This is a genomic window from Janthinobacterium glycogeni, from assembly GCF_051380725.1.
Taxonomy (GTDB): domain Bacteria; phylum Pseudomonadota; class Gammaproteobacteria; order Burkholderiales; family Burkholderiaceae_D; genus Janthinobacterium.
This window is the reverse complement of sequence record NZ_JBNYXP010000006.1, coordinates 20,663-42,799: the sequence shown is the minus strand read 5'-3', so window position 1 is coordinate 42,799 and position 22,137 is coordinate 20,663. Positions and strand designations below refer to the sequence as shown.

The window sequence follows — 22,137 nt, the reverse complement described above, 5'->3', positions numbered from 1 at the left end:
GGAATGTCGGATTACGCTGCGCTAATCCGACCTACAGCTGGGGCCAGTAATGTAGGTCGGGTTAGCCAGAATGGCGTAACCCGACATGCCCGCAAAAAGAAGCACTCAAAAGCCGCAAAAAGGTAAGAACACGGGAGCGCAGCGCAGCAAAGAACTGCGCGCCTTCCTGTGGTAGTCTACGACAAACAAGTCATTTTTCCGCACCGGCATTGTCCACAAGGCACAGCCGGTACGTGTGAGTTCAACCGACCTGCACGCGTAGCACAGAGAATAATGGAGACAAGTAATGAATGCACCAATCAAGGGCTCGAGTCTTGAGCCGGGCGCGCACGCGTCCGAAATTTCCCTGAACGACAAATACACGCTCGAGCGTGGCCGCGCCTTCATGACGGGCACGCAAGCGCTGATCCGCCTGCCTATGCTGCAGCGCGAGCGCGATTTGAAGGCTGGCCTGAATACGGCCGGCTACATCACCGGTTACCGCGGTTCGCCTGTGACGTCCGTCGACATGACGGCGATCAAGGCCAAGAAATACCTCGATGAACACCACGTCAAATTCCACCCGGGCCTGAACGAAGACCTGGCCGCCACGGCCGTCTGGGGCACGCAGCAAACGAATCTGTTCGAAGACGCGAAATACGACGGCGTGTTCGGCATGTGGTACGGCAAGGGCCCCGGCGTCGACCGCTGCGGCGACGTCTTCAAGCACGCGAACAACGCCGGTTCCGCCAAGCACGGCGGCGTGCTGGTGCTGGCCGGCGACGACCATGCGGCGAAATCCTCGTCCACGGCGCACCAGTCCGACCATATCCTGAACGCCTGCGGCATCCCCGTGCTGTATCCCTCGTCGGTGCAGGAATACATCGACTACGGCTTGCACGCCTGGGCCATGAGCCGCTACACGGGGCTATGGGTGTCGATGAAATGCGTGACCGACATCATCGAGTCGGGCGCCGCCGTCGATTTCGACCCGGACCGCGTGCAGATCGTGCTGCCGACGGACTTCGAGATGCCGGCCGGCGGCTTGAACATCCGCTGGCCCGACACGGTGCTGGAACAAGAAGTGCGCATGAACAGCTACAAATGGTATGCGGCGCTGGCGTATGCGCGTGCCAACAAGCTCAATAAGATCATCTGGGACAGCCCGAAGGCGCGCATCGGCATCATCACGGCCGGCAAATCGTATCTGGACACCCGCCAGGCGCTGGCCGATCTCGGCATCGACGAGCAGACGGCGTCCGACATCGGCATCCGCCTGTACAAGATCGGCATGACCTGGCCGCTGGAAGCGGACGGCGTGCATGAATTTGCCAAGGGCCTCGACGAAATCCTCGTGGTGGAAGAAAAGCGGCAAATCCTCGAATACGCGCTGAAGGAAGAACTGTACAACCTGAAGGACGGCGAGCGTCCGCGCGTGGTCGGCAAGTTCGACGACACGGGCGAGTGGAGCAACCAGAAGGGTACCGGTCACGGCGACTGGCTGCTGCCGGCCACGTATGAACTGAACCCGGCCATGATCGCCCGCGCCATCGCCAGCCGCATCTCGCGCTACTACGCGGGCCACCCCGTCGAGCAGCGCGTGAAGGAACGCATCGCCTACCTGGAAGCGAAGGAAAACGTCCTCAAGGCCATCAGCGTGAAGCCCGATCCGCAAAAGGACCGCACGCCGTTCTTCTGCTCCGGCTGCCCGCACAACACCTCGACCAAGGTGCCGGAAGGCTCGCGCGCGCTGGCCGGCATCGGCTGCCACTACATGGTGCTGTGGATGGACCGCGAAACGTCGACGTTTACCCACATGGGCGCCGAAGGCGTCACGTGGGTGGGGCAGGCGCCGTTCACGAATGAAAAACACGTGTTTACCAACCTCGGCGACGGCACGTATTTCCACTCGGGCATCCTGGCCATCCGCGCGGCCGTCTCGGCCAAGGTGAATATCACCTACAAGATTCTGTTCAACGATGCGGTGGCCATGACGGGCGGCCAGGAATTCGACGGGCCTCTGTCTCCGGCCATCATTTCGCGCCAGATCGCCGCCGAAGGCGTGGGCCCGATCATCGTCGTCACGGATGAACCGGAAAAATACCCGGACGATTACGCCTGGGCCGAAGGCGTCACCGTGCGCCACCGTTCGGAACTGATGGACGTGCAGCGCGAACTGCGCGACATGCCCGGCGTGTCGGCCATGATCTACGACCAGACCTGCGCCTCGGAAAAACGCCGCCGCCGGAAACGCAATGAATACCCGGACCCGGCCAAGCGCGCCGTCATCAACGAAGCCGTCTGCGAAGGCTGCGGCGACTGCTCCGTGCAATCGAACTGCCTGTCGGTGGAACCGCTGGAAACGGAACTGGGGCGCAAGCGCCAGATCAACCAGTCGTCCTGCAACAAGGATTTCTCATGCACGACGGGTTTCTGCCCCAGTTTCGTGACGGTGGAAGGCGGCGGCCTGAAAAAGCCGAAGAAAGCGGCTGCCGCCGACAAGGATGCGCCAGCCGTGCCGGCCTTGCCGACGCCGGCCATTCCGTCGACGGCCGAGCCGTTCGGCATCCTCGTCACCGGCATTGGCGGCACGGGCGTCGTCACCGTCGGCCAGATCCTGGCCATGGCCGCCCACGTGGAAGGCAAGGGCTGTTCCGTGCTGGACATGAGCGGCCTGGCCCAGAAGGGCGGCCCCGTGATGTCGCACGTGCGCCTGGCGGACCGCCAGGAAGACATCCACTCGACGCGCGTCGGCACCGGTGCGGCTGACCTGGTGATCGGCTGCGATTTGATCGTCACGGCCAGCCGCGACGCCCTGTCGCGCATGGGAGAGGGCCGCAGCTGGGCCATGATCAACTCGACCAGCTCGTCGACGGCCGCCTTCGTGAAAAACCCGGACTGGCAATTCCCCGGCGCTTCCGCGCGCATGGAAATCGAGAAGGCCTGCGGCAGCGACCACGTCGATTTCATCGACGCGGGCCAGATCGCCACGGCGCTGATGGGCGACTCCATCGCCACGAATATGTTCATGCTCGGCTACGCGTGGCAAAAGGGCAAGGTGCCACTCAGCGAAGCGTCCATCATGAAGGCCATCGACTTGAACAACGTCTCGGTGGCGTTCAACAAGGCGGCCTTCAACTGGGGCCGCGCGGGCGCCCACGATGCGGCCAGCCTGGTGCGCATGACCACGCCAGCCAAGGTGGTGGAATTCAAGCGCATCGACACGCTTGACGACATCATCGAAAAACGCGTGGCCCTGCTGACGGCTTACCAGGACCGCGCATATGCGCAGCAGTATCTGGACTTCGTCGGCCAGGTGCGCGCCGCCGAAAGCGCCCTGAACGGCCCGCACTTGCGCCTGACGGAAGCCGTGGCACGCTACTTCTACAAACTGATGGCGTACAAGGACGAGTACGAAGTGGCGCGCCTGTACACGGACGGCGCCTTCCAGGCGAAGATTGCGTCCATGTTCGAAGGCGACATCAAGCTCAAGTTCCACCTGGCGCCGCCGATCATGGCGAAAACGGATGCCCAGGGCCATCTGATCAAGAAGGAATATGGCCCGTGGATGCTGAAGGCGTTCGGCGTGCTGGCCAAGTTCAAGGGCTTGCGCGGCACGGCCTTCGATGTGTTCGGCCATACGGCAGAGCGCAAGATGGAGCGCGCGCTGATTCTTGAGTACCGCGCGACGGTGGGCGGCTTGTTGCCGAAGCTGACGACGGCCAAGCTGGCGCAAGCCGTGGCGATCGCCAGCATTCCGGAAGACATCCGCGGCTATGGCCACGTGAAAGAGCGTCATTTGAAGGCGGCGAAAGAGAAGGAAGCCAGTCTGCTGATCGCCTTCAATGCGCCAACGCCCCTGCCGCCCGTCGTGGCAGCACCCGTGGCGGCCACCGTGGCGTGATGGGGTGAGTTCCTCGCTGTAGCAATGGCGCCTGCGGGCGCCATTTCTTTTGTGTCAAAGAAAACAACGCTTGCAGGCGAAACGCATTATAATTTTTCGATAATTTCTTTATGGAAAGTTTCTCATGTATTCCCTGCGACTTGGCTCCCTTGCTGTTTCCCTCGTATGTGTGTTGAGTGCCTGCGGCGGAGGCGGCGGCAGCGACAGCGCGCCCGTCGTCCCGCCCGTGACACCGACGGGCCCGACGGCGCTGGTCGTTTCCTCCTCGGTGGAGAACCGTTGCGAGGCGCCGCGCAGCGGCAGCAGCATCGACAAGCAGGGCAGCTTGCTCGATGAGCAGACGTGGGTGCGCAGCTGGATCGATGAAACGTATCTGTGGTACCGCGAAGTGCCGACCACCTACCTGCCGCAAAGCTTTGCCACGGCCAAGGCGTATTTCGATGTGCTCAAAACAACGGCCACGACGGCGTCCGGCAAGCCGAAGGACCAGTTCCACTTCACGTATACGACGGCCGAATGGGAAGCCTCGCTCAACGGCGTGGAGCTCGGTTACGGCATGTTGCTGGCGCAGACGCGCACCACGCCGCCGCGCAAGGCCGTGATCTCGATCGTCGAGCCAGGCTCGCCGGCCGACCTGGCGGGCTTGCGCCGCGGCGATGAGCTGCAAACCGTCGATGGCACCGATTTCGTCAATGCCCCCGACGCTGCCAGCGTGAAGATCATTAACGCCGGCCTGTTCCCTGCAGCGCAAGGCACGCACACGCTGGCATTCAGCCGCAATGGCTCGCTCCTCTCGGCGAACCTGCAGGCGGTGGACGTGAGCACGAGCGCCGTGCAAAACGAGCGCATCATCGACACGCCAACGGGCAAGGTGGGCTACCTGACTTTCAACACCCACAACAACGTGGCCGAACGCCAGCTGGTCGAGACCATGCGCCGCTTTCAGGCGGCCGGCATCAGCGACCTGGTGCTTGATGTGCGCTACAACGGCGGCGGCTATCTCGATGTCGCCAGCGAGCTTGCCTACATGATTGCCGGTCCGCAAGTTACCACCGGCAAGACCTTCGAGCAGGTGCTGGCCAATGACAAGACGCGGCCGGAAGCGCCCGTGCCATTTCACACGCAAAGCCAGGGTTTTGCCGGGCCGAATCCTCTGCCCAAGGGCACGCCGTTGCCTTCGCTGGGCCTCAAGCGCGTGACCTTGCTGACAACGGGCAATACCTGTTCGGCCAGCGAAGCCATCATCAACGGCTTGCGCGGCGTCGACGTGCAGGTCAACCTGATCGGCGGCACGACGTGCGGCAAGCCCTATGGTTTTTATCCCACGCCGAATTGCGGCACCACCTATTTCGCCGTGCAGTTCCAGGGTGTCAACGCCAAGGGCTTTGGCGACTTTGCCGATGGCATGGCGCCAACGTGCGACGTGACGGACGATTACCAGTACGCGCTGGGCGATCCTGCCGAAGCCATGCTGGCGGCGGCGTTGCGCTACCGCAGCAGCGGCCGCTGTATCCCGGCCACGGGTGCGGTCAGGCTGTCGAGTTCGATGGCGAGTCCGGCCGACACGGCGGCGCGGCTGCTGCGCCCGGCCTACAAGGAAATTGCTGTGTTGAAATGATAAAACCCGATTGTGCCCCCCTTCCTCGGTGACGGAGGGGCACAATTATGCTCAGAAATATTTCCATATAACAATTTTGGTATATGGAAGAACGAATCCATTCGTTCTGCAATTGCTGGCATCTTGATATCTTTTGCCTTCTCCCTAACCTTGAGAAGCGCAACGATGCCTATACAATTCAAGTTACCACCGCTTACCGTAGCCGTACTGGCCATCCTTGGCGGTTCCGCATGGCAGGCGCACGCGCAGACGCAAGCGCCCGCAGCGGATCTGCAGCCGGCGGCTACCCCGCCAGCCGTCGTGGTCACCGGTTCGCGGATTCCCCGCGCCAGCCTGGAGGGACCATCGTCCGTCACCATCCTGACGGGTGATGAAATCACCAAGCAAGGGTACAAGAACGTCTTCGATGCGCTGACCAACCAGGTACAGAACAGCGGCTTTACGCAAGGCGAGGACTTCGGCAACACGTTTACGCCGTCGGCCAATACCATCAGCTTGCGCGGCCTCGGTCCGAACCACACCCTGATCCTGCTCAATGGCCGTCGCCTGGCCGACTTCCCCGTCGCCTACGAAGGCACGGTCAACTTCACCAACCTGGCGAATATCCCGTCGAGCATTGTCGACCGCATCGAGATCCTCAACGGCGGCGCCTCGGCCATCTATGGTTCCGACGCGATCGCCGGCGTGGTCAACGTCATCCTGAAAAAGCAGACGGAAGGTTTCGATATCAACGTCAAGGCGGGCGGCACCACGCGCGGCGGCGCCGGCAACCAGCGCGTGCAGCTGACGGGCGGCGGCAATTTCGACAAGCTGCATACCTTGTTCAGCGTGGAGCTGAGCCAGCGCGATCCGCTGTCGAGCCTGCAGCGCGACTTCATGGCCACCCGCTCGGGCACGCCGACGAATATCGCGTCGCGTCGCGTGGTAAAGGCGGGTACTTCCGGCACCTACGTGGATCTGGGCGACACCTGCAACCAGTTCGGCGACCTGTTCGGCGGCAGCACCGTCAAGTACCAGGCGAAGAACGGCAGCTATTGCGCCAGCCCGAAAGTCGGCCCCACTTACTGGACCACGCAAACCAAGAACCGCAGCCAGAACGTGTTCGGCAGCGCCAACTATGAGCTGTCGCCGGAAACGACCTTGTTCGCCGACTTCCTGATCGGCAAGAACTCGACCGAGAACAACACGCGCGGGCCGTCGTGGACGTCATCGTCGACGGGCAGCAGCTATTTCCGCAACCAGAATACCGATCGCTACGAAGCGTGGACGCGCTATATCTCGCCCGAGGAAATCGGCGGCGTGGACCGTTATAACCGCAAATGGGACGACCTGGCCACGGCCATCTCGCTGGGCGCCAAGGGCCGCGTGCCGGGCACCAGCAGCTGGCAATACGAAGCCAACTACAATGCCTCGGTGTACAAGAGCGAAAGCCACACGCCGCGCGCACTGGCCAATATCGACAGCTTCTTCCTGGGGCCGAAACTGGGCACCGATACTGCCGGCGTGCCGATCTACGCGCCGGATCCGGCCCGCCTGTCGCGCCGCGTGACGGCGGCCGAATTCGACAGCATCACGGGCAATTCCGACAGCGATGACAAGGCCTGGACGAATACCCTGAGCCTGGCCACCAACGGCGATCTGTTCCAGCTGCCCGCTGGCGTGGCGAAGATCGCCACCATCGCCGAAGTGGGCAAGCAGGGCTTCAGCAACGTGCCCGACGCGCGCCTGAACGAAGGTTACTTCAACGTCGCCACCAAGTCCGACATCACGGCGGGCACCCGCACCCGCTATGCGCTGGGGGCGGAAGTGAATCTGCCGCTGCATGAAAAGCTGACCGCCACCCTGGCCGGCCGTTATGACCGCTACAGCTTTGCCGGCCGCCATGACGGCAAGTTCACCTATAACGGCGGCCTGGAGCTGCGCCCCGCGCCGGAGCTGCTGTTCCGCGCCAACTACGCCACCAGCTTCCGCGCGCCGGACATGAACTATATCTACAAGGCGCGCGGCACCGGTTACTACTCGAGCACCACCGACTACTACCGCTGCGGCGTCGCCGGGCAGGCCATCGATGATTGCGACTACGCGAACAAATCGCCGGGCGCCGACTATGTGCAGAACGGCAGCAAGGATCTGCAGTCGGAGAAGGGCAAGTCGTTCGGCGTGGGCGCCGTCTGGTCGCCGACATCCAATTTCGACGTCTCGGTCGACTACTGGAATATCAAGATCGACGACCTGGTAACGAACCTGAGCTCCGACAAGATACTGCGCGATGAAGCCGATTGCCGCCTGGGCAAGACCGACATCAACTCGCCGACCTGCGTCGATACCCTGGGCCGCGTCGAGCGCTTTGCCGCCAATGCGCTGAACCGCGCCGGCGAGATCAAGACCATCACCGTCAATCCGATCAACGCGGCCAGGCAAAGCAGCAGCGGCATCGACATCAGTGTCAAGTATTTGCTGCGCACGACGGACTATGGCCGCTTCGCCTTCAAGGCCAACTACGCCAAGGTGCTGAGCAATAAATCGCAGCAATTCGTCGGCGACGAAGAGATCGACGAGCTCAAATCGCTGAACAATTCGGACTGGCGCGACAAGCTCAACCTGAGCGTGAACTGGAGCGCTGGCGACTGGTCGAACACCTTGCTGGTCAGCCGCTACAGCAAGATCCCGAACGCCGCCGGCAAGGCCTATCTGACGCCGACGGCGCTGGCCAACATCAGCACCGTGTACCGCATCAACGACCGCGCCACCTTGTCGCTGATCGTCAACAACGTATTCGACAAGATCAAGCGCGACGACAGCGGCGGCTGGCCGTACTACCCGGTGGGCAGCTACAGCCCGCAGGGACGCCAGGGATGGGTCGAATTCAATTACCACTTCGGTTCGTAATTCACGCTTGCCTGAGCAAGGCCGGAGCAGCTGACGCTGTTCCGGCTTTTTTATTTTCCGCTGCGTTTTTAACCGACCGCCACTCTATAATTGCCCGCTTGTCCTCTCTCGATGGAGTTTGACCCATGCTACGCCACGCCCTGCTGTCCACCGCCCTGTTCACCGTGTTTGTCGCCAGCGCGCACGCCGCTCCCGCCCTGACGACGGTGGCCGAGCGTTCCGCTTTCCAGCAGACGGGCCGCTATGCGGAAGTGGAAGCCCTGTGCCGCCAGTTCCAGGCGCGCTATCCGAAGCGGGTGCGCTGCGTGGAATTTGGCCGCACGCCGGAAAACCGACCCATGCTGGCGCTGGCCGTCTCCAACACGGGCGCGCTGACGCCGGCCGAGGCGGCGCGCCGCAAGCTGCCCGTGCTGCTGGTGCAGGGCGGCATCCATGCGGGCGAAATCGATGGCAAGGATGCGGGCTTCCTGGCCTTGCGCGAAGTATTGGAGGGCAAGGCGGCGCCCGGCGCGCTCGACAAGCAGGTGCTGCTGTTCGTGCCCGTCTTCAATGTCGACGGCCATGAGCGCTTCGGCCAGTGGAACCGTCCGAACCAGCGCGGTCCCGTGGAAATGGGCTGGCGCAGCACGGCGCAAAACTACAATCTGAACCGCGAATACATGAAGGCCGATACGCCCGAGATGCAGCACATGCTGGCGCTGGTGAACGCCTGGGATCCGCTGGCCTATGTCGACCTGCACGTCACCGATGGCGCCCAGTTCGAACCCGATATCTCGATCCAGGTCGAACCCGTGCATGCGGGCGACGCTGCCCTGCGCGTGGCCGGCACGGCCTTGCGCGATCAGGTCCTGGCCGACTTGGCGAAGCACGGTTCGGACCCGAAACCGTTCTATATTTCGTTTGCCGAGAACGACAATCCGCAATCGGGCTTTGTCGATTCGGCGCCGAATCCGCGCTTCTCGCATGGCTATTTCCAGCTGCGCAACCGCTTCGGCATGCTGGTGGAAACCCATTCGTGGAAAGACTATCCGACCCGCGTGCGCATCACGCGCAACACCATCGTCTCGCTGCTGTCGCAAGTGGCGCAGCATGGCGCGCAGTGGCGGCAAACGGCGCTCGAGGCGGACGCGCGCGCCGCGCAGCTGGCCGGCGCCACCTTGCCGCTTACATATAAAACGACGGACAAGAGCCGCATGATCGCGTTTCGCGGCTACGCCTACACGCGCACGCCATCCGAGGTGTCGGGCGCGCTGATGACGCGCTACGACGAAAGCACGCCGCAGATCTGGAACGTGCCCCTGCGCGACGAGATCGTGCCGGACCTGCAGCAGGCTGCGCCCAAGGCCGGCTACCTCGTGCCTGCCGCGCAGGCGCAGATGGTGGCCGCCAAGCTGCGCCAGCATGGCGTGTCGTACCAGGTGCTGGCCACCGCGCCCGGCAAGCTGCCCGTCGAAACCTTCCGCGCCACGCAGGTAAAATTCGGCGCGCAGTCGTTCGAAGGACGCCAGACGGCGGCCGTGCAGGGCGAGTGGCAGAAAGAGGAGCGCCCGGTCGGCGCGGGCGCGCTGTACGTGCCCGTCAACCAGGCCAAGGCGCGCCTGGTCGTGGCCCTGCTCGAGCCGCGCGCCCCCGATTCCCTGCTGGCCTGGGGCAGTTTCAATACGGCCTTCGAGCGCAAGGAGTACATGGAAGAATACGTGGCCGAAGACGTGGCGCGCGCGCAGCTGGCAGCCGACCCGGCGCTGGCGGCGCAATTCCAGCAGAAGCTGGCCGACGATCCCGCGTTTGCCAGGAATCCGGCCGCGCGCCTGGAATTCTTCGCCCGCCGCCACGCCTCGTGGGATGAGCGCCTGAACCTGTATCCGGTGCTGCGCACGGATGCCGCGCCGGCACTGAAGTAAGGGAAGCCGCGCGGTCTTGCTAATTTGAAATGTGCGCGGCGCGGATAATGTTATTGTGCCTGCTTCCCCGATCAGGGCTTTCAATGGAGCACCAGCGCATGCCGCAGCAAACAGCGAAAAAAATTCTTCTCCTGAGCGTCTCGGCCGGCGCCGGCCACATGCGCGCGGCGCAAGCCATCGAGGCATATGCGGCGCGCGATGGCGGCGCCGGCCCTGCGGCGCAGGCCCTGCATCTGGACGTGATGGATTTCGTCACGCCCGCATTCCGCAAGCTGTACACGGATTTTTATATCAAGCTGGTCAACAAGGCGCCCGCGCTGTGGGGCTATCTGTATCACGCCACGCATGACGCGCCGCGCGACAGTTCGATGCAGCGATTGCGCCGCGGCGTCGAGCGCCTCAACACGCGCGCGCTGATGGCGCAGATCGCCGCCTTCCAGCCCGATGCGATCATCTGCACGCATTTCCTGCCGGCCGAACTGCTGTCGCGCGCGCTGCGCCAGGGGCAGCTGGCCTGTCCTGTGTGGGTGCAGGTCACCGATTTCGACCTGCACCGCATGTGGGTGCACGAACAGATGCGCGGCTATTTCGCCGCCACCGACGAAGTGGCGTTCCGCATGCGCCACGAAGGCATTCCCGCCGACCGCATTCACGTGACGGGCATCCCCATCATGCCCGCGTTCGCGCAGGCGCCCGACCGCGTGCAGTGCGCGCAGGCGTGTGGCCTCGACCCGCGCCGCACGACGATTTTGCTGATGGGCGGCGGAGCGGGACTGGGCAGCCTCGAAACGGTCGCCGCGCGCCTGCTTGCGCTGCCGGGCGACTTCCAGCTGATCGTGCTGGCGGGGAAAAATGCCGCCGCGCTGGCGGCGCTGCAAGCGTTGGCCGGCCAGTATCCGGGCCGCCTGCTGGCGCAAGGATTTACCAGCGAGGTCGAGCGCCTGATGGCGTGCGCCGACCTGGTGATCACCAAGCCGGGCGGGCTGACCACCTCGGAATGCCTGGCCCTGGGCTTGCCCATGATCGTCAACTCGCCGATTCCCGGGCAGGAAGAGCGCAATGCCGACTATCTGCTGGAACAGGGCGTGGCCCTGAAGGCATTCGATGCCGTCACCCTCGAATACCGCGTGCGCCTGTTGCTCGATCATCCTGAGCAGTTGCAAGCGATGCGCGCGAAAGCGCTGGCCCTGGGCCGTCCGCGCGCCGCGCTGGACGTGCTGGCGCAAGTGCTGGCCACGGAGCCTGCATGACGGGCGCCGTCGCAAAACCCTGGCAGATCGGCCTGACGCTGGCCTGGGTGGCCCTGCTGGGACTGTTTTTTGCTCAGGTGGAAATCCAGATCGAAGGGGCGGCCGGCTGGGCAGCCAACCTGCCGACCTGGCGCATCGAAAGCCATTGGCTGCTCGATATCTTCTGGGGCGGGCGACCGATGACCGGCTACCATGCCTGGGTCTTTCCCTTCATCGCCCTGTTCTTCCATTTCCCCATGCTCTTCCTGGCGCAATGGTCGCTGCGCCTCGAGTGCCGTGCCATCGGCTGCATCATGCTGTTCTGGATCATCGAGGATTATCTGTGGTTCGTGCTCAATCCCGCCTATGGCGTGGCGCACTTCAATCCGGCCCACATCGCCTGGCACAAGCACTGGCTGTGGTGGGCGCCGACCGATTACTGGGTATCGCTGCTGCTCGCTGGCGTGTTGCTGTGGTTTTCATACAAAAGGAAGTCATGATCTTGCCGCCCTCGTCGTATCTTCTGCTGCTATTCCTGGCCCTGGCGGCCGGTTCCGCCGGCGCGCAAGCGCCCGGGGCGCCCGAGCGCAATGCCGAATGGGCCATGCCGCTGCCGCACGTGTCGAACCTGCACCAGGTCACCCCCGTCCTGTACCGCAGCGCAAAGCTGGACAGTGCCGACGTGGCCCAGTTGCAGACGCTGGGCGTGAAGACGGTGATCAGCCTGCGCTCCTTCCACTCCGACACGCAGGTGCTCGATGGCAGCGGCATCCGCGCTGTCCGCATCCCCATCAATACCTGGGCCATCCGCGACAAGCATGTGATCGAGACCATGCGCAGCATCCGCGCCGCCGAACAGCAGGGACCCGTGCTGCTGCACTGCCTGCACGGCGCCGACCGCACGGGCCTGATGGCCGCCATGTACCGCATGCTGTACCAGGGCTGGCCGCGCGAGAAGGCGATCGACGAGCTGAAAAATGGCGGTTACGGCTATCACGCTGTGTGGAAAAATATCGAAAGCTATCTTAAACGCGTGAATGTCGACCAACTACGCGCGCGCATCGAGGCGCCGCCAGCCTGATACCCCGCTGGCGCGCCACTTCAGGCATGATTGCGATTCCAATCACGTTTTTCCGGAATCCGCATGGAACACCACAGCTTTCTCATCAACATACTGTTTTACCTGGTCGCCGCCATCATCATGGTGCCGCTGGCCAAGCGCCTGGGCATGGGCGCCGTGCTGGGCTATCTGGTGGCCGGCGTCGTCATCGGACCGTGGGGCCTGGGCCTGATCAAGAATGTCGAGGTGATTCTCAGCTTTTCCGAGTTCGGCGTGGTGCTGCTGCTGTTTTTGATCGGCCTGGAGCTCGAGCCGAAGCGCCTGTGGCTGCTGCGCCGCCCGATTTTCGGCTGGGGCGGGGCGCAGGTGGGCGTCGTCAGCGCGGGGCTGTGCGCCGTGGCCATGGCCTTCGGCGTGGACTGGCGCACGGCGCTGGTCGGCGCGCTGGGGCTGTCGCTGTCGTCGACGGCCATCGTGCTGGCCACCCTGGGCGAACGCAAGCTGATGAGTACGCCGGCCGGTTCCGCCGGCTTTTCCATCTTGCTGTTCCAGGATATCGCCGCCATTCCCATGATCGCGCTGGTGCCGCTGCTGGGCGGACTCGTCACGCATAGCGGCGAACCGGGCTGGCTGCGCGTGGCCAAGCTGGCCGCCGTGCTGGCGGCCCTGGTGATCGGCGGGCGCTTCCTGGTGAACCCCATCCTGCGCTTCATCGCCAAGACGGACTTGCGCGAAATCTTCACGGCCTTCGCCCTGCTGCTGGTGATCGCCATTTGCGTGCTGATGGAATCGGTGGGCTTGTCGATGGCGCTGGGCACCTTCATGGCGGGCGTGCTGCTGGCCGATTCCGAATACCGCCATGAGCTCATTTCCGACCTGGAGCCGTTCAAGGGTTTGCTGCTGGGCCTGTTCTTCATCGCCGTGGGCATGTCCGTCGATTTCGGCGTGCTGCGCGCCCAGCCCTTGCTGATCCTGGCCTTGGTGGCGGGCCTGCTGGTGGTCAAGATCGGCTTGCTGTATGTGCTGTCGAAGTTTGTCGACATTCCCCGCGGCCAGCAGCTGTTCTTCGCGCTGCTGCTGTCGCAAGGGGGCGAATTCGCCTTCGTCGTGTTTGCCGCCGCCGAGGCCGCGCATGTGTTTGCGCCGCAGACGGCCGCGCTGCTGGTCGTGGTGGTGACCCTGTCGATGGTGGCCACGCCCTTGCTGCTGCTGGCGCACGACAAATTCGTCGCGCCGCGCCTGCAAGGCGACAAGAAGCGCCGTCCCGACGACCATATCGAGGCGCAGGACAACCCCATCGTCATCGCCGGCTTCGGCCGTTTCGGCCAGATCATCGGCCGCCTGCTGGCGGCCAACAAGATCGGCGTGACGGTGCTCGACCACGACCCGGACCAGATCGAGCTGCTGCGCAAGTTCGGCTTCAAGGTGTTTTATGGCGACGCCACGCGCGTGGATCTGCTGGTGGCGGCCGGCATCGAGAAGGCGAAGGCGCTGGTGATCGCCATCGACAACGTGGACGACAGCCTGGCCCTGGTCGACGCCGTGCGCCTGCGCCTGCCGGAACTGACGATCCTGGCGCGTGCGCGCAATGTCACCCATTACTATGAATTGATGAAGCGGGGCGTGACCCTGATCGAGCGCGAGACCTTCGCCGCGGCGTTGCTGCTGGGCGAGCAGACCTTGCAGCAGGTGGGTTTCAGCGCGGAGCGGGCGCAGCGCGCGGCCGGCATCTTCGGCCGGCATAACCTGAAAACCTTGCTGGAAGTGGCGCCGCACTTCCAGGACCAGCAAAAGGTCATGTCGCTCACGCGCCAGGCGCGCGAGGAGCTGGAAGACATGTTCGAGAGCGATGCGGCCGCGTTCGCGGCGGCGGAAGTGGAAAACGCTAGGTCGGATTAGCGGGGACCGCGTAATCCGACACCTTGTTGGCGTTGTTGGTGGTGTCGGCTTACGCGCTGTGCGCTAAGCCGACCTACGCCTCCTGCGCCTCGTCGCGGCTTTACTTCCCCCGCTTCGCTTCAATCGCCTCGATCTGGTCCATGATGCCGTTCATGCGCGCCACCAGCGCCTGGTACGGTTTCGGCGAGGCCAGGTCGACGCCGGCCGTCTTCACCAGATCGTAGGGGTAGGCCGAGCCGCCCGCACTGAGCATCTTCAGGTAGGCGTCCAGCGCGCCCGGTTCCTTGTCGAGGATGCGCTGCGCGAAATCCTGCGCCGCCGCGATCGAGGTGGCGTACTGGAACACATAGAAGCCGTGATAGAAATGCGGTACGTAGGCCCATTCCAGCGCGTAGGCGGGATCGATGGTCATGACGCCCTGCGCTTCGCCGTGGTAGCGCTTGAGGATGCCGGCATAGATGGCCGTGATCTGTTCGCCCGTCAGCGATTCTCCCTTGTCCACCTTGCCGTGGATGGCCGCCTCGAATTCGGCGAACATGGATTGGCGGAAGAAGGTGCCGCGCAGGTTTTCCAGCGCCGCGCCCAGGTACAGCAGGCGCTCGTCGTCATCCTTGGCCTGTTTCAGGCGCGCGTCGAGCAGCAGCGCCTCGTTCGTGGTCGAGGCGATTTCCGCGACAAAGATGCTGTATGGCGCATAGATTGACGGCTGCGCCTTGTTGGCCAGCACCGAGTGCATGGCGTGGCCCCATTCGTGCGTCAGGGTGCTGACGGCTTCGTAATTGTCCGTGTAGTTGAGCAGCACGAAGGGGTGCACGTCATACGCGTCGCCATTCATGTAGGCGCCCGCCACCTTGCGCGGGCGCGGGTACACATCCATCCAGCGCGCGTCCACGGCGGCCGTCAGCGCCTTGACGTAGTCGGGGCCCAGCGGCGCGGCGGAAGCGAGCATCATCTGCTTGCCTTCGGCCAGCGGGAAGGTGCGCTCGCTTTTCAGCAGCGGCGCATACACGTCGTAGTACGCGAGATCCTTGACGCCCAGCATGCGCGCGCGCAGCTTGAAGTAGCGATGCAGGGTGGGCAGGGTGGCGTTGGTTTGCGCGATCAGGGTCTGGTAGACGGCCGGCGGCAAGTTGTCCGAGTCGAGCGCGGCGCTTTGCGAATCGGCGTAACGGCGCACCTTCGCATACGCGGCATCCGTTTTCAGCTGCCCGTACAGGGTTTCGCCGAACGTGCGTTCGTACTCTTTCCACTTGCCGAAGAAGGCGTCGAACACCAGCTTGCGGTCGGCGCGATTGTCATCGCCCCGGTATTTCGTATACGCCGCCTGGTCGAGCCGTACTTCCTTGCCGTCCGATAATCTGACGGTCGGCCACGGAATTTCCGCATTGGCCAGGGTGCGGTAGACGCTGGCGGCCGAGCCCGTCGCCAGGCCGAACTGCGCCACCAACTGTTCGCCTGCCGCGTCGAGCGTGTGCGGCGCGCTGCGCAGCATGTTGCTCAATTGAAAGCGGTACAGCTGCAAACCCTTGTCTTTCGCCAGCATGGCATCGATGCGCTTGCTGCCCAGGGCGAGGACTTCCGGCTGCAGAAAAGTCGTCGCCTGGGTGAACTCGTTGCCCAGCAGGGCGGCGCGCTGGTTTAGCTGGTTGCCCTTGCTGTCGCCCGTATCCTGGTCGTAATACTGCGCCGCATAGGTATACAGCGTGTTGACGCGCTTGCGCGCATCGGCGACCAGGTCCAGGCAGCTTTTCAGGCGGGCCGGCGAGGCTTTCAGCTGCCCCTTGCAGGCGCCCAGTTGCTGCAGCTGGGCCGACAGCTTTTTCGCGTCGGCGTCGAATGCGGCGTCGTTTTGATACAGCGCCGTCAAATCCCAGCGGTCGGCCTGGCGGTCGGCTGGCACGGGCGCGGCAAAGGCGGTGGAGAGGGAAAATCCGAGGGCCAGCAGGGTCAGTACGGGGCGTTTGAGCGCGGTTGTCGGCATACAGTGTCCGTTCATGGTCTGGTTGCAAGGGATACCGGCACAGGCGTGGCGGCAGACACCGAGCTTATCGCAGCATGGGGGCGAAGGAAAGCACTTCGGACGGAGGGCGGGCGGGAGCGGGGAAGGCCGGCTTCCCCGCGCACTATGCGATTACTGTTTCTTGCCCAGCAAATCGAGCAGGATCGACGTTTCCGCCGTGATCGCCGCCTTGATGGTCGGCTGGTACTCGGGCGCCCATTGCGGCGAGTGCGGGCCGGCCAGCGGTTTGCCGCTGGCCTTGGCCGCCGCCAGCTTGCTTGGCTCCACCGCGCCGATATGCAGCAGCACGGCTTTCACGCCGGCCTGGCCATAGTTGGCGAAGTCCTCCGACGTCATCTTGGCCGGCATCTCCGTCACGTTGGCCGCGCCCAGCGATTTTTGCAAGGTGGACACCATGCGCAGGGTCAGGTCCGGGTCGTTGTAGACGGCGTCCGTGCCGGGACGGATCTCCACCAGCGGCTCTTTCGGCGCGCCGGCGGCAAACGCTTCGCCCTTGACTTCCCGCGCGATGCTGGCCAGCACGCGCTTGCGCACGGCATCCTTGAAGGTGCGCACCGTCAGCTGCATGGTGACCTGGTCGGGCACGATGTTGGCCTGCGTGCCGCCATGGATGCTGCCCACCGTGATGACGACGGGATCCATCGGATTGTTTTCGCGCGAAACCAGGGTCTGCAAGGCCAGCACGATGCGCGCGGCCATGACGACGGGGTCGCGCGTGTCGTGCGGCGCGGCGCCGTGGCCGCCCTGGCCGTACACGGTGATGCTGATGGTGTCGGCGGCCGCGCGGAAGTAGCCTGCGTGGTAGCCGACCGTGCCCGATGGCAGCGTGGCTTCATCGTGGAAGGACAGCGCGTAGTCCGGTTTCGGGAAGCGCGTAAACAAGCCGTCCTTCAGCATGGCGGCCGCGCCCAGCAGCGGTTCCTCGGCCGGCTGGCCCACCAGCATCAGGGTGCCGCTCCATTGCTGGCGGTTGTCGGCCATCAGCTTGGCGCTGCCATACCAGGCCGACATGTGCACGTCGTGGCCGCAGGCATGCATCACGGGCACGCTTTCGCCGGCCGCGTTTTTCGTCACGGCGCTGCTGGCAAACGGCAGGCCGGTCTTTTCCAGCACGGGCAGCGCGTCGATTTCCGTGCGCAGCATGACGACGGGGCCAGGGCCGTTGCGCAGGATGGCGACGACGCCCGTGCCGCCGACGCCGGTGGTCACGTCAAAACCGAGCGCCTTGACCCTGGCGGCCAGCTTCTTGGCCGTTTCGACTTCCTGGAACGCCAGCTCCGGATGGCGGTGCAGGTCCAGGTACAGGCTTTCCACGGCCGGGTAATTGGCTGCGAGCTGGGCCGCGATGGCAGGCGGCAGGGCCGCGCCGTGGGCGCTGGCGGCACAGGCGAGGGCGGCGGCGAAGGTGATTGGTGTCAGGGGCAATGCGGAAAATTTCATGGGTTTCTTTGAGAAGCAGGTGGCCGGACATACGTGGCGCGCCTGTGGTTGCTGAGGAGACTTTTAACTTAACAGAAACATTTCTCAAAATCAATAAATCATCTGCATATATTTCAACAATGTATAATCTGCAATAAATTCCATATGGAATTAAATATATCTTCGATGCACTTACTTAGAGAAAAGACACCATGGGCTTTATCGCAAATATCAAGATCGGCAAGCGCCTGAGCATCGGCTTTGTCCTGATCCTGGCAATGACCGTTCTGATCGCTACCGTGGGCGTGTGGCGCCTCAATGAGGTGGCGACATCCACGCGCGCCATGATGGCCGAACCGCTGACCAAGGAACGCCTGATTACGGACTGGTATGGCTTGAACTTTGCCTCGATCCGCCGTACGGCCGCCATCGTCAAGAGCAGCGACCCGGCGCTGGGACCGTATTTCAAGGAAGACTCGGCCGCGTCCGTGAAGAAGGCGGCGGAATTGCTCAAGCAGATCGAACCGCTGGTCGCGGGCGACAAGGAAAAAGCCCTGTTCGCCAAGATCCTCGAGCAGCGCAAGGTCTACAGCGCCTCGCGCGATGGCGCCGTCAAGGCCAAGGCCGATGGCGACGTGGAAGGCGCGGCGAAAATCCTCGACAGCGCGTTCACCCCGGCCGCCAAGGTCTACCAGGATTTGCTGCAGGAACTGGTGACCATGCAGCGCGAAAGCATCGATGCGACGGCCAAGCAGATCGACGCTTCCGCCGTGCATGACACCACCGTCATCAGCCTGCTGACCGTGTTCGCCGTGGCATTCGGCGTGTTGTGCTCGTGGCTGCTGACGACGGGCATCACGCGTCCGCTGCGCCAGGCGCTGGCGCTGGCCGAAACGGTGGCCGCCGGCGACCTGACGCAGACCGTCGCCACGACGGCGAAGGATGAAACGGGCGCGCTGCTCACGGCCCTGGGCAATATGAACAACAACCTGGTCGGCATTGTCAGCCAGGTGCGCAGCGGCACGGACAGCATCGCCACGGCCTCGTCGGAAATCGCCGCCGGCAACCTGGACCTGTCATCGCGCACGGAACAGCAGGCCGGTTCGCTGGAAGAAACGGCCTCGTCGATGGAAGAGCTGACCAGCACCGTCAAGCAGAATGCCGACAATGCGCGCCAGGCCAACCAGCTGGCGATCACGGCGGCCGGCATCGCCAGCCGCGGCGGCTCGGTGGTGGCCGAAGTGGTGGCGACCATGGGTTCGATCAATGAGTCGTCGCGCAAGATCGTCGACATCATCAGCGTGATCGACGGCATCGCCTTCCAGACGAATATCCTGGCGCTCAATGCGGCCGTGGAAGCGGCGCGCGCGGGCGAGCAGGGGCGCGGTTTCGCGGTCGTGGCCGGCGAAGTGCGCAATCTGGCGCAGCGCTCGGCGGCGGCGGCCAAGGAAATCAAGGGCTTGATCGACGATTCGGTGAGCAAGGTGGGCGCGGGCGCCAAGCTGGTCGACCAGGCCGGCGCGACGATGGATGAAGTGGTCTCCAGCGTCAAGCGCGTGACCGACATCATCGGCGAGATTTCCAGTGCCAGCCAGGAGCAGACGCACGGCATCGGGCAGGTCAACCAGGCGATTACCCAGATGGACCAGGTGACGCAGCAGAATGCGGCGCTGGTGGAAGAGGCGGCGGCCGCGGCCGGTTCGCTGCAAGAGCAGGCGCATGGCCTGGCGCAAGTGGTCAGCGTGTTCAAGCTGCGCGAACAGCCTGGCCTGCTGCGCCGTCCGGCGCCGCAGCAGGCCGTCGCGCGTCCTGCGCCGGCCCCCCGTGTTGCCGCGCGCAGCATCGCCGTCAAGGCGAAGCCGCCCGCGCCCGCAAAAGCGCCGGCCGGCGACGACTGGGAAGAGTTTTAAATTGAAACAGGCGGCGCCATCGCCATGATGGCGCCGTGCATCGAGGTCAGGCTTGCTGCAGCGGAATGGTGCCGAAGGTGGTCGGTGTCGAACACGGCTCTTCGTCGAAGGCGATGTCGCCCATCGGGTTGGCCACGCCGTCCGCCTTCAAGTCCTTGAAGCCGAACAGTTTCGGGTCCATCAGGTGCGACGGCGCCACGTTCGACAGCGCCGAGAAGATGCTTTCCACGCGGCCGGGGAATTTCTTGTCCCATTCGCGCATCAGGCCCTTGATCTGCTTGCGCTGCAGGTTTTCCTGCGAACCGCACAGGTCGCATGGGATGATGGGGAAGCCCTTGACTTCCGCATAGCGCTGCGTGTCTTCTTCCTTCACGTACGCCATCGGGCGGATGACGATGTGCTTGCCGTCGTCCGATTGCAGCTTGGCCGGCATGCCTTTCAATTTCCCACCGAAGAACATATTCAGAAAGAACGTTTCCAGGATGTCGTCGCGATGGTGGCCCAGGGCGATCTTGTTGGCGCCCAGCTCGTCGGCCACGCGGTACAGGATGCCGCGGCGCAGGCGCGAGCACAGCGAGCAGGTCGTCTTGCCTTCCGGGATCAGGCGCTTGACGATGCTGTAGGTATCCTGGTTTTCGATATGGAAGGCCACGCCCAGTTCCGTCAGGTAGGCGGGCAGGATTTCCGGCGGGAAGTTCGGCTGCTTCTGGTCCAGGTTGACGGCGACGATATCGAAGTGAATCGGCGCGCGTTCGCGCAAGGTCATCAGGATATCGAGCAGCGCATAGCTGTCCTTGCCGCCCGACAGGCACACCATCACCTTGTCGCCGTCTTCGATCATATTGAAGTCGCCGATGGCTTGCCCCACCAGGCGGCACAGGCGCTTGTGCAGTTTGTTGTTTTCCAGGGCGATCTTTTCCGCCTTCTTGCGCGCCAGTTTCTGCGCTTCCACATTGGCCGGAAATTCCACGGCCGTTGTCGTCGTTTCCATCACTGCCTCGTTCATACTTCATCCTTGATCTTGAATACTTCCACGCCCACGCCTTCGCAGTCGGGATACACGTCCGGTTTCATGCTCGACACGCGCGCGGCGCGCACGCGCGGGTGCGCCAGCATGGCTTCCAGCACGTCGTCCACCAGGCTTTCCTGCAGCTGCACGTGGCCTTGGGCCATGCGCTTGGCGATGGTTTCGCGCATGAAGTCGTAGTCGACCACCTCTTCCAGCTGGTCATCCTTGGGCGTCGACAGGGCCAGGGGAATGTACAGGTCAACGTTGATGAGGACGCGCTGCTCGCCCTTTTTTTCGAAGTCGTAGACGCCGATGTTGATGAGGACTTCGTAATTGCGCAGGAACAGCCGGCGGCAGTCAAGCAGGCGAGGGTGGGACAGGGCGGACGACATAGTTTTACCTTTTCGGGAATGCTGAATGCGGGTTGTTTGGCAGGGCTGCTGATTATTTGGTCAAAAACATGACGTCGCGCGGCAAGCCGATCAAATGCTGGCCGCCATCGACCAGCAGGGTTGTGCCCGTCAGCGCGCGCGCGCCGGCCACGTAACAGACGCTGTCGGCCACGTCCTCGGGCGTGCTGGAGCGTCCCAGCGGCGTGTTTTCATGCGCCTTGGCAAAGTTCGCTGCCGTCTGCTCGCCGGAGACCATGGTGATGCCGGGGGCGATGCCCACCACGCGCACTTTCGGCGCCAGCGCCTGGGCCAGCATGGTGGTCGCCGACAGCAGCGCCGCCTTGGACAGGGTGTACGACAAAAAATCAGGATTGAGATTGTACAGTTTTTGATCCAGCAAGTTGATGACCACGGCTTGCCCGCCTGCCGGGGTGGCATGGTACAGCGCTTGCGCCAGCAGGATGGGGGCGGCCAGGTTGGCGTGCATGTGGGCGTCGAGCGCACCGAAGGAAAAATCGCCCGCATTGTCGTATGCAAACAACGATGCGTTGTTGACGACGCAAGTGACGGGTCCCAGCGCTGCCTGTGCCTGCGGCAACAGCTGGCGCACGGCGTCTTCCTGCGCCAGGTCGCAAGGGAAGGCGTGGGCGCGCCGGCCCAGCGCGATAATTTCTGCGACGAGGCTGAGCGCTTCGTCGCGCGAGTCGCGGTAATGGACGGCGATATCCCAGCCGTCGCGCGCCAGGCCCAGCGCGATGGCGCGGCCGATGCGGCGCGCCGCGCCCGTGACAAGGGCGACGCGGGGAGTGCTGTCGAATGGCGTTGTCGTTGCTTCTGTCATGTCTTTGCTATGGTTGAGATATTCGGTGGACGCCACACTGGCGGCATGCGCCGCCGATTCGCTACAA

General features: G+C 63.7%; 14 protein-coding genes. 9 read left to right on the top strand and 5 right to left on the bottom strand.

The window, feature by feature from the left end; genetic code table 11:
- The first annotated feature begins 286 nt into the window (after nucleotides 1–286).
- From ACQ4W4_RS15250 to kefC, 8 genes are all read left to right on the top strand, one after another.
- On the top strand, nucleotides 287–3,883 hold the full coding sequence (locus ACQ4W4_RS15250; protein WP_436542714.1) for an indolepyruvate ferredoxin oxidoreductase family protein: 3,597 nt from the start codon (nucleotides 287–289) through the stop codon (nucleotides 3,881–3,883).
- 169 nt (nucleotides 3,884–4,052) lie between these two features.
- Nucleotides 4,053–5,501 carry a S41 family peptidase gene (locus tag ACQ4W4_RS15245; protein ID WP_436543004.1) on the top strand — a complete coding sequence of 483 codons (1,449 nt, stop codon included), beginning with the start codon at nucleotides 4,053–4,055 and terminating at the stop codon, nucleotides 5,499–5,501.
- A gap of 165 nt (nucleotides 5,502–5,666) precedes the next feature.
- Nucleotides 5,667–8,390: a TonB-dependent receptor plug domain-containing protein gene (locus ACQ4W4_RS15240; protein ID WP_436542713.1), complete on the top strand. Its 2,724-nt coding sequence runs from the start codon at nucleotides 5,667–5,669 to the stop codon at nucleotides 8,388–8,390.
- A 125-nt stretch (nucleotides 8,391–8,515) separates the two neighbouring features.
- Entirely contained in the window at nucleotides 8,516–10,291 is a 1,776-nt protein-coding gene (locus tag ACQ4W4_RS15235; RefSeq protein WP_436542712.1) for a M14 family metallopeptidase, read from the top strand.
- Between the two features lie 98 nt (nucleotides 10,292–10,389).
- Nucleotides 10,390–11,541 (top strand): MGDG synthase family glycosyltransferase, encoded by a 1,152-nt coding sequence (locus tag ACQ4W4_RS15230; protein WP_436542711.1) that lies wholly within the window; start codon nucleotides 10,390–10,392, stop codon nucleotides 11,539–11,541.
- Complete coding sequence (locus ACQ4W4_RS15225; protein ID WP_436542710.1) at nucleotides 11,538–12,020, top strand: hypothetical protein; 483 nt, start codon at nucleotides 11,538–11,540, stop codon at nucleotides 12,018–12,020. Before ACQ4W4_RS15230 ends, ACQ4W4_RS15225 begins: the two co-directional genes overlap by 4 nt.
- Nucleotides 12,017–12,601 carry a dual specificity protein phosphatase family protein gene (locus ACQ4W4_RS15220; RefSeq protein WP_436542709.1) on the top strand — a complete coding sequence of 195 codons (585 nt, stop codon included), beginning with the start codon at nucleotides 12,017–12,019 and terminating at the stop codon, nucleotides 12,599–12,601. The genes ACQ4W4_RS15225 and ACQ4W4_RS15220 overlap by 4 nt, the downstream gene beginning before the upstream one ends.
- A 63-nt stretch (nucleotides 12,602–12,664) precedes the next feature.
- Nucleotides 12,665–14,479, top strand: coding sequence for a glutathione-regulated potassium-efflux system protein KefC (gene kefC, locus ACQ4W4_RS15215; RefSeq protein WP_436542708.1), 1,815 nt, complete (start codon nucleotides 12,665–12,667; stop codon nucleotides 14,477–14,479).
- A gap of 100 nt (nucleotides 14,480–14,579) precedes the next feature.
- Here the strand turns inward: kefC and pepF are convergent, their stop codons facing one another.
- Complete coding sequence (gene pepF / locus ACQ4W4_RS15210) at nucleotides 14,580–16,460, bottom strand: oligoendopeptidase F (RefSeq protein ID WP_436542707.1); 1,881 nt, start codon at nucleotides 16,458–16,460, stop codon at nucleotides 14,580–14,582.
- Between the two features lie 150 nt (nucleotides 16,461–16,610).
- On the bottom strand, nucleotides 16,611–17,939 hold the full coding sequence (locus ACQ4W4_RS15205) for an amidohydrolase (protein WP_436542706.1): 1,329 nt from the start codon (nucleotides 17,937–17,939) through the stop codon (nucleotides 16,611–16,613).
- A 191-nt stretch (nucleotides 17,940–18,130) separates the two neighbouring features.
- On the opposite strand from ACQ4W4_RS15205, the gene ACQ4W4_RS15200 reads away from it, so the two are divergent.
- Complete coding sequence (locus tag ACQ4W4_RS15200; RefSeq protein ID WP_436542705.1) at nucleotides 18,131–19,828, top strand: methyl-accepting chemotaxis protein; 1,698 nt, start codon at nucleotides 18,131–18,133, stop codon at nucleotides 19,826–19,828.
- Nucleotides 19,829–19,874: 46 nt separating this feature from the next.
- On the opposite strand, the gene ttcA is transcribed toward ACQ4W4_RS15200, so the two are convergent.
- From ttcA to ACQ4W4_RS15185, 3 genes are read right to left on the bottom strand one after another with little or no spacing between them, the layout of a single operon-like run.
- Nucleotides 19,875–20,834, bottom strand: coding sequence for a tRNA 2-thiocytidine(32) synthetase TtcA (ttcA, locus tag ACQ4W4_RS15195; protein WP_436542704.1), 960 nt, complete (start codon nucleotides 20,832–20,834; stop codon nucleotides 19,875–19,877).
- Nucleotides 20,831–21,229, bottom strand: a complete 399-nt coding sequence (locus ACQ4W4_RS15190; protein WP_436542703.1) for a dihydroneopterin aldolase — start codon at nucleotides 21,227–21,229, stop codon at nucleotides 20,831–20,833. Before ACQ4W4_RS15190 ends, ttcA begins: the two co-directional genes overlap by 4 nt.
- 52 nt (nucleotides 21,230–21,281) lie before the next feature.
- Nucleotides 21,282–22,070, bottom strand: a complete 789-nt coding sequence (locus ACQ4W4_RS15185; protein WP_436542702.1) for an SDR family oxidoreductase — start codon at nucleotides 22,068–22,070, stop codon at nucleotides 21,282–21,284.
- Nucleotides 22,071–22,137 lie beyond the last annotated feature (67 nt).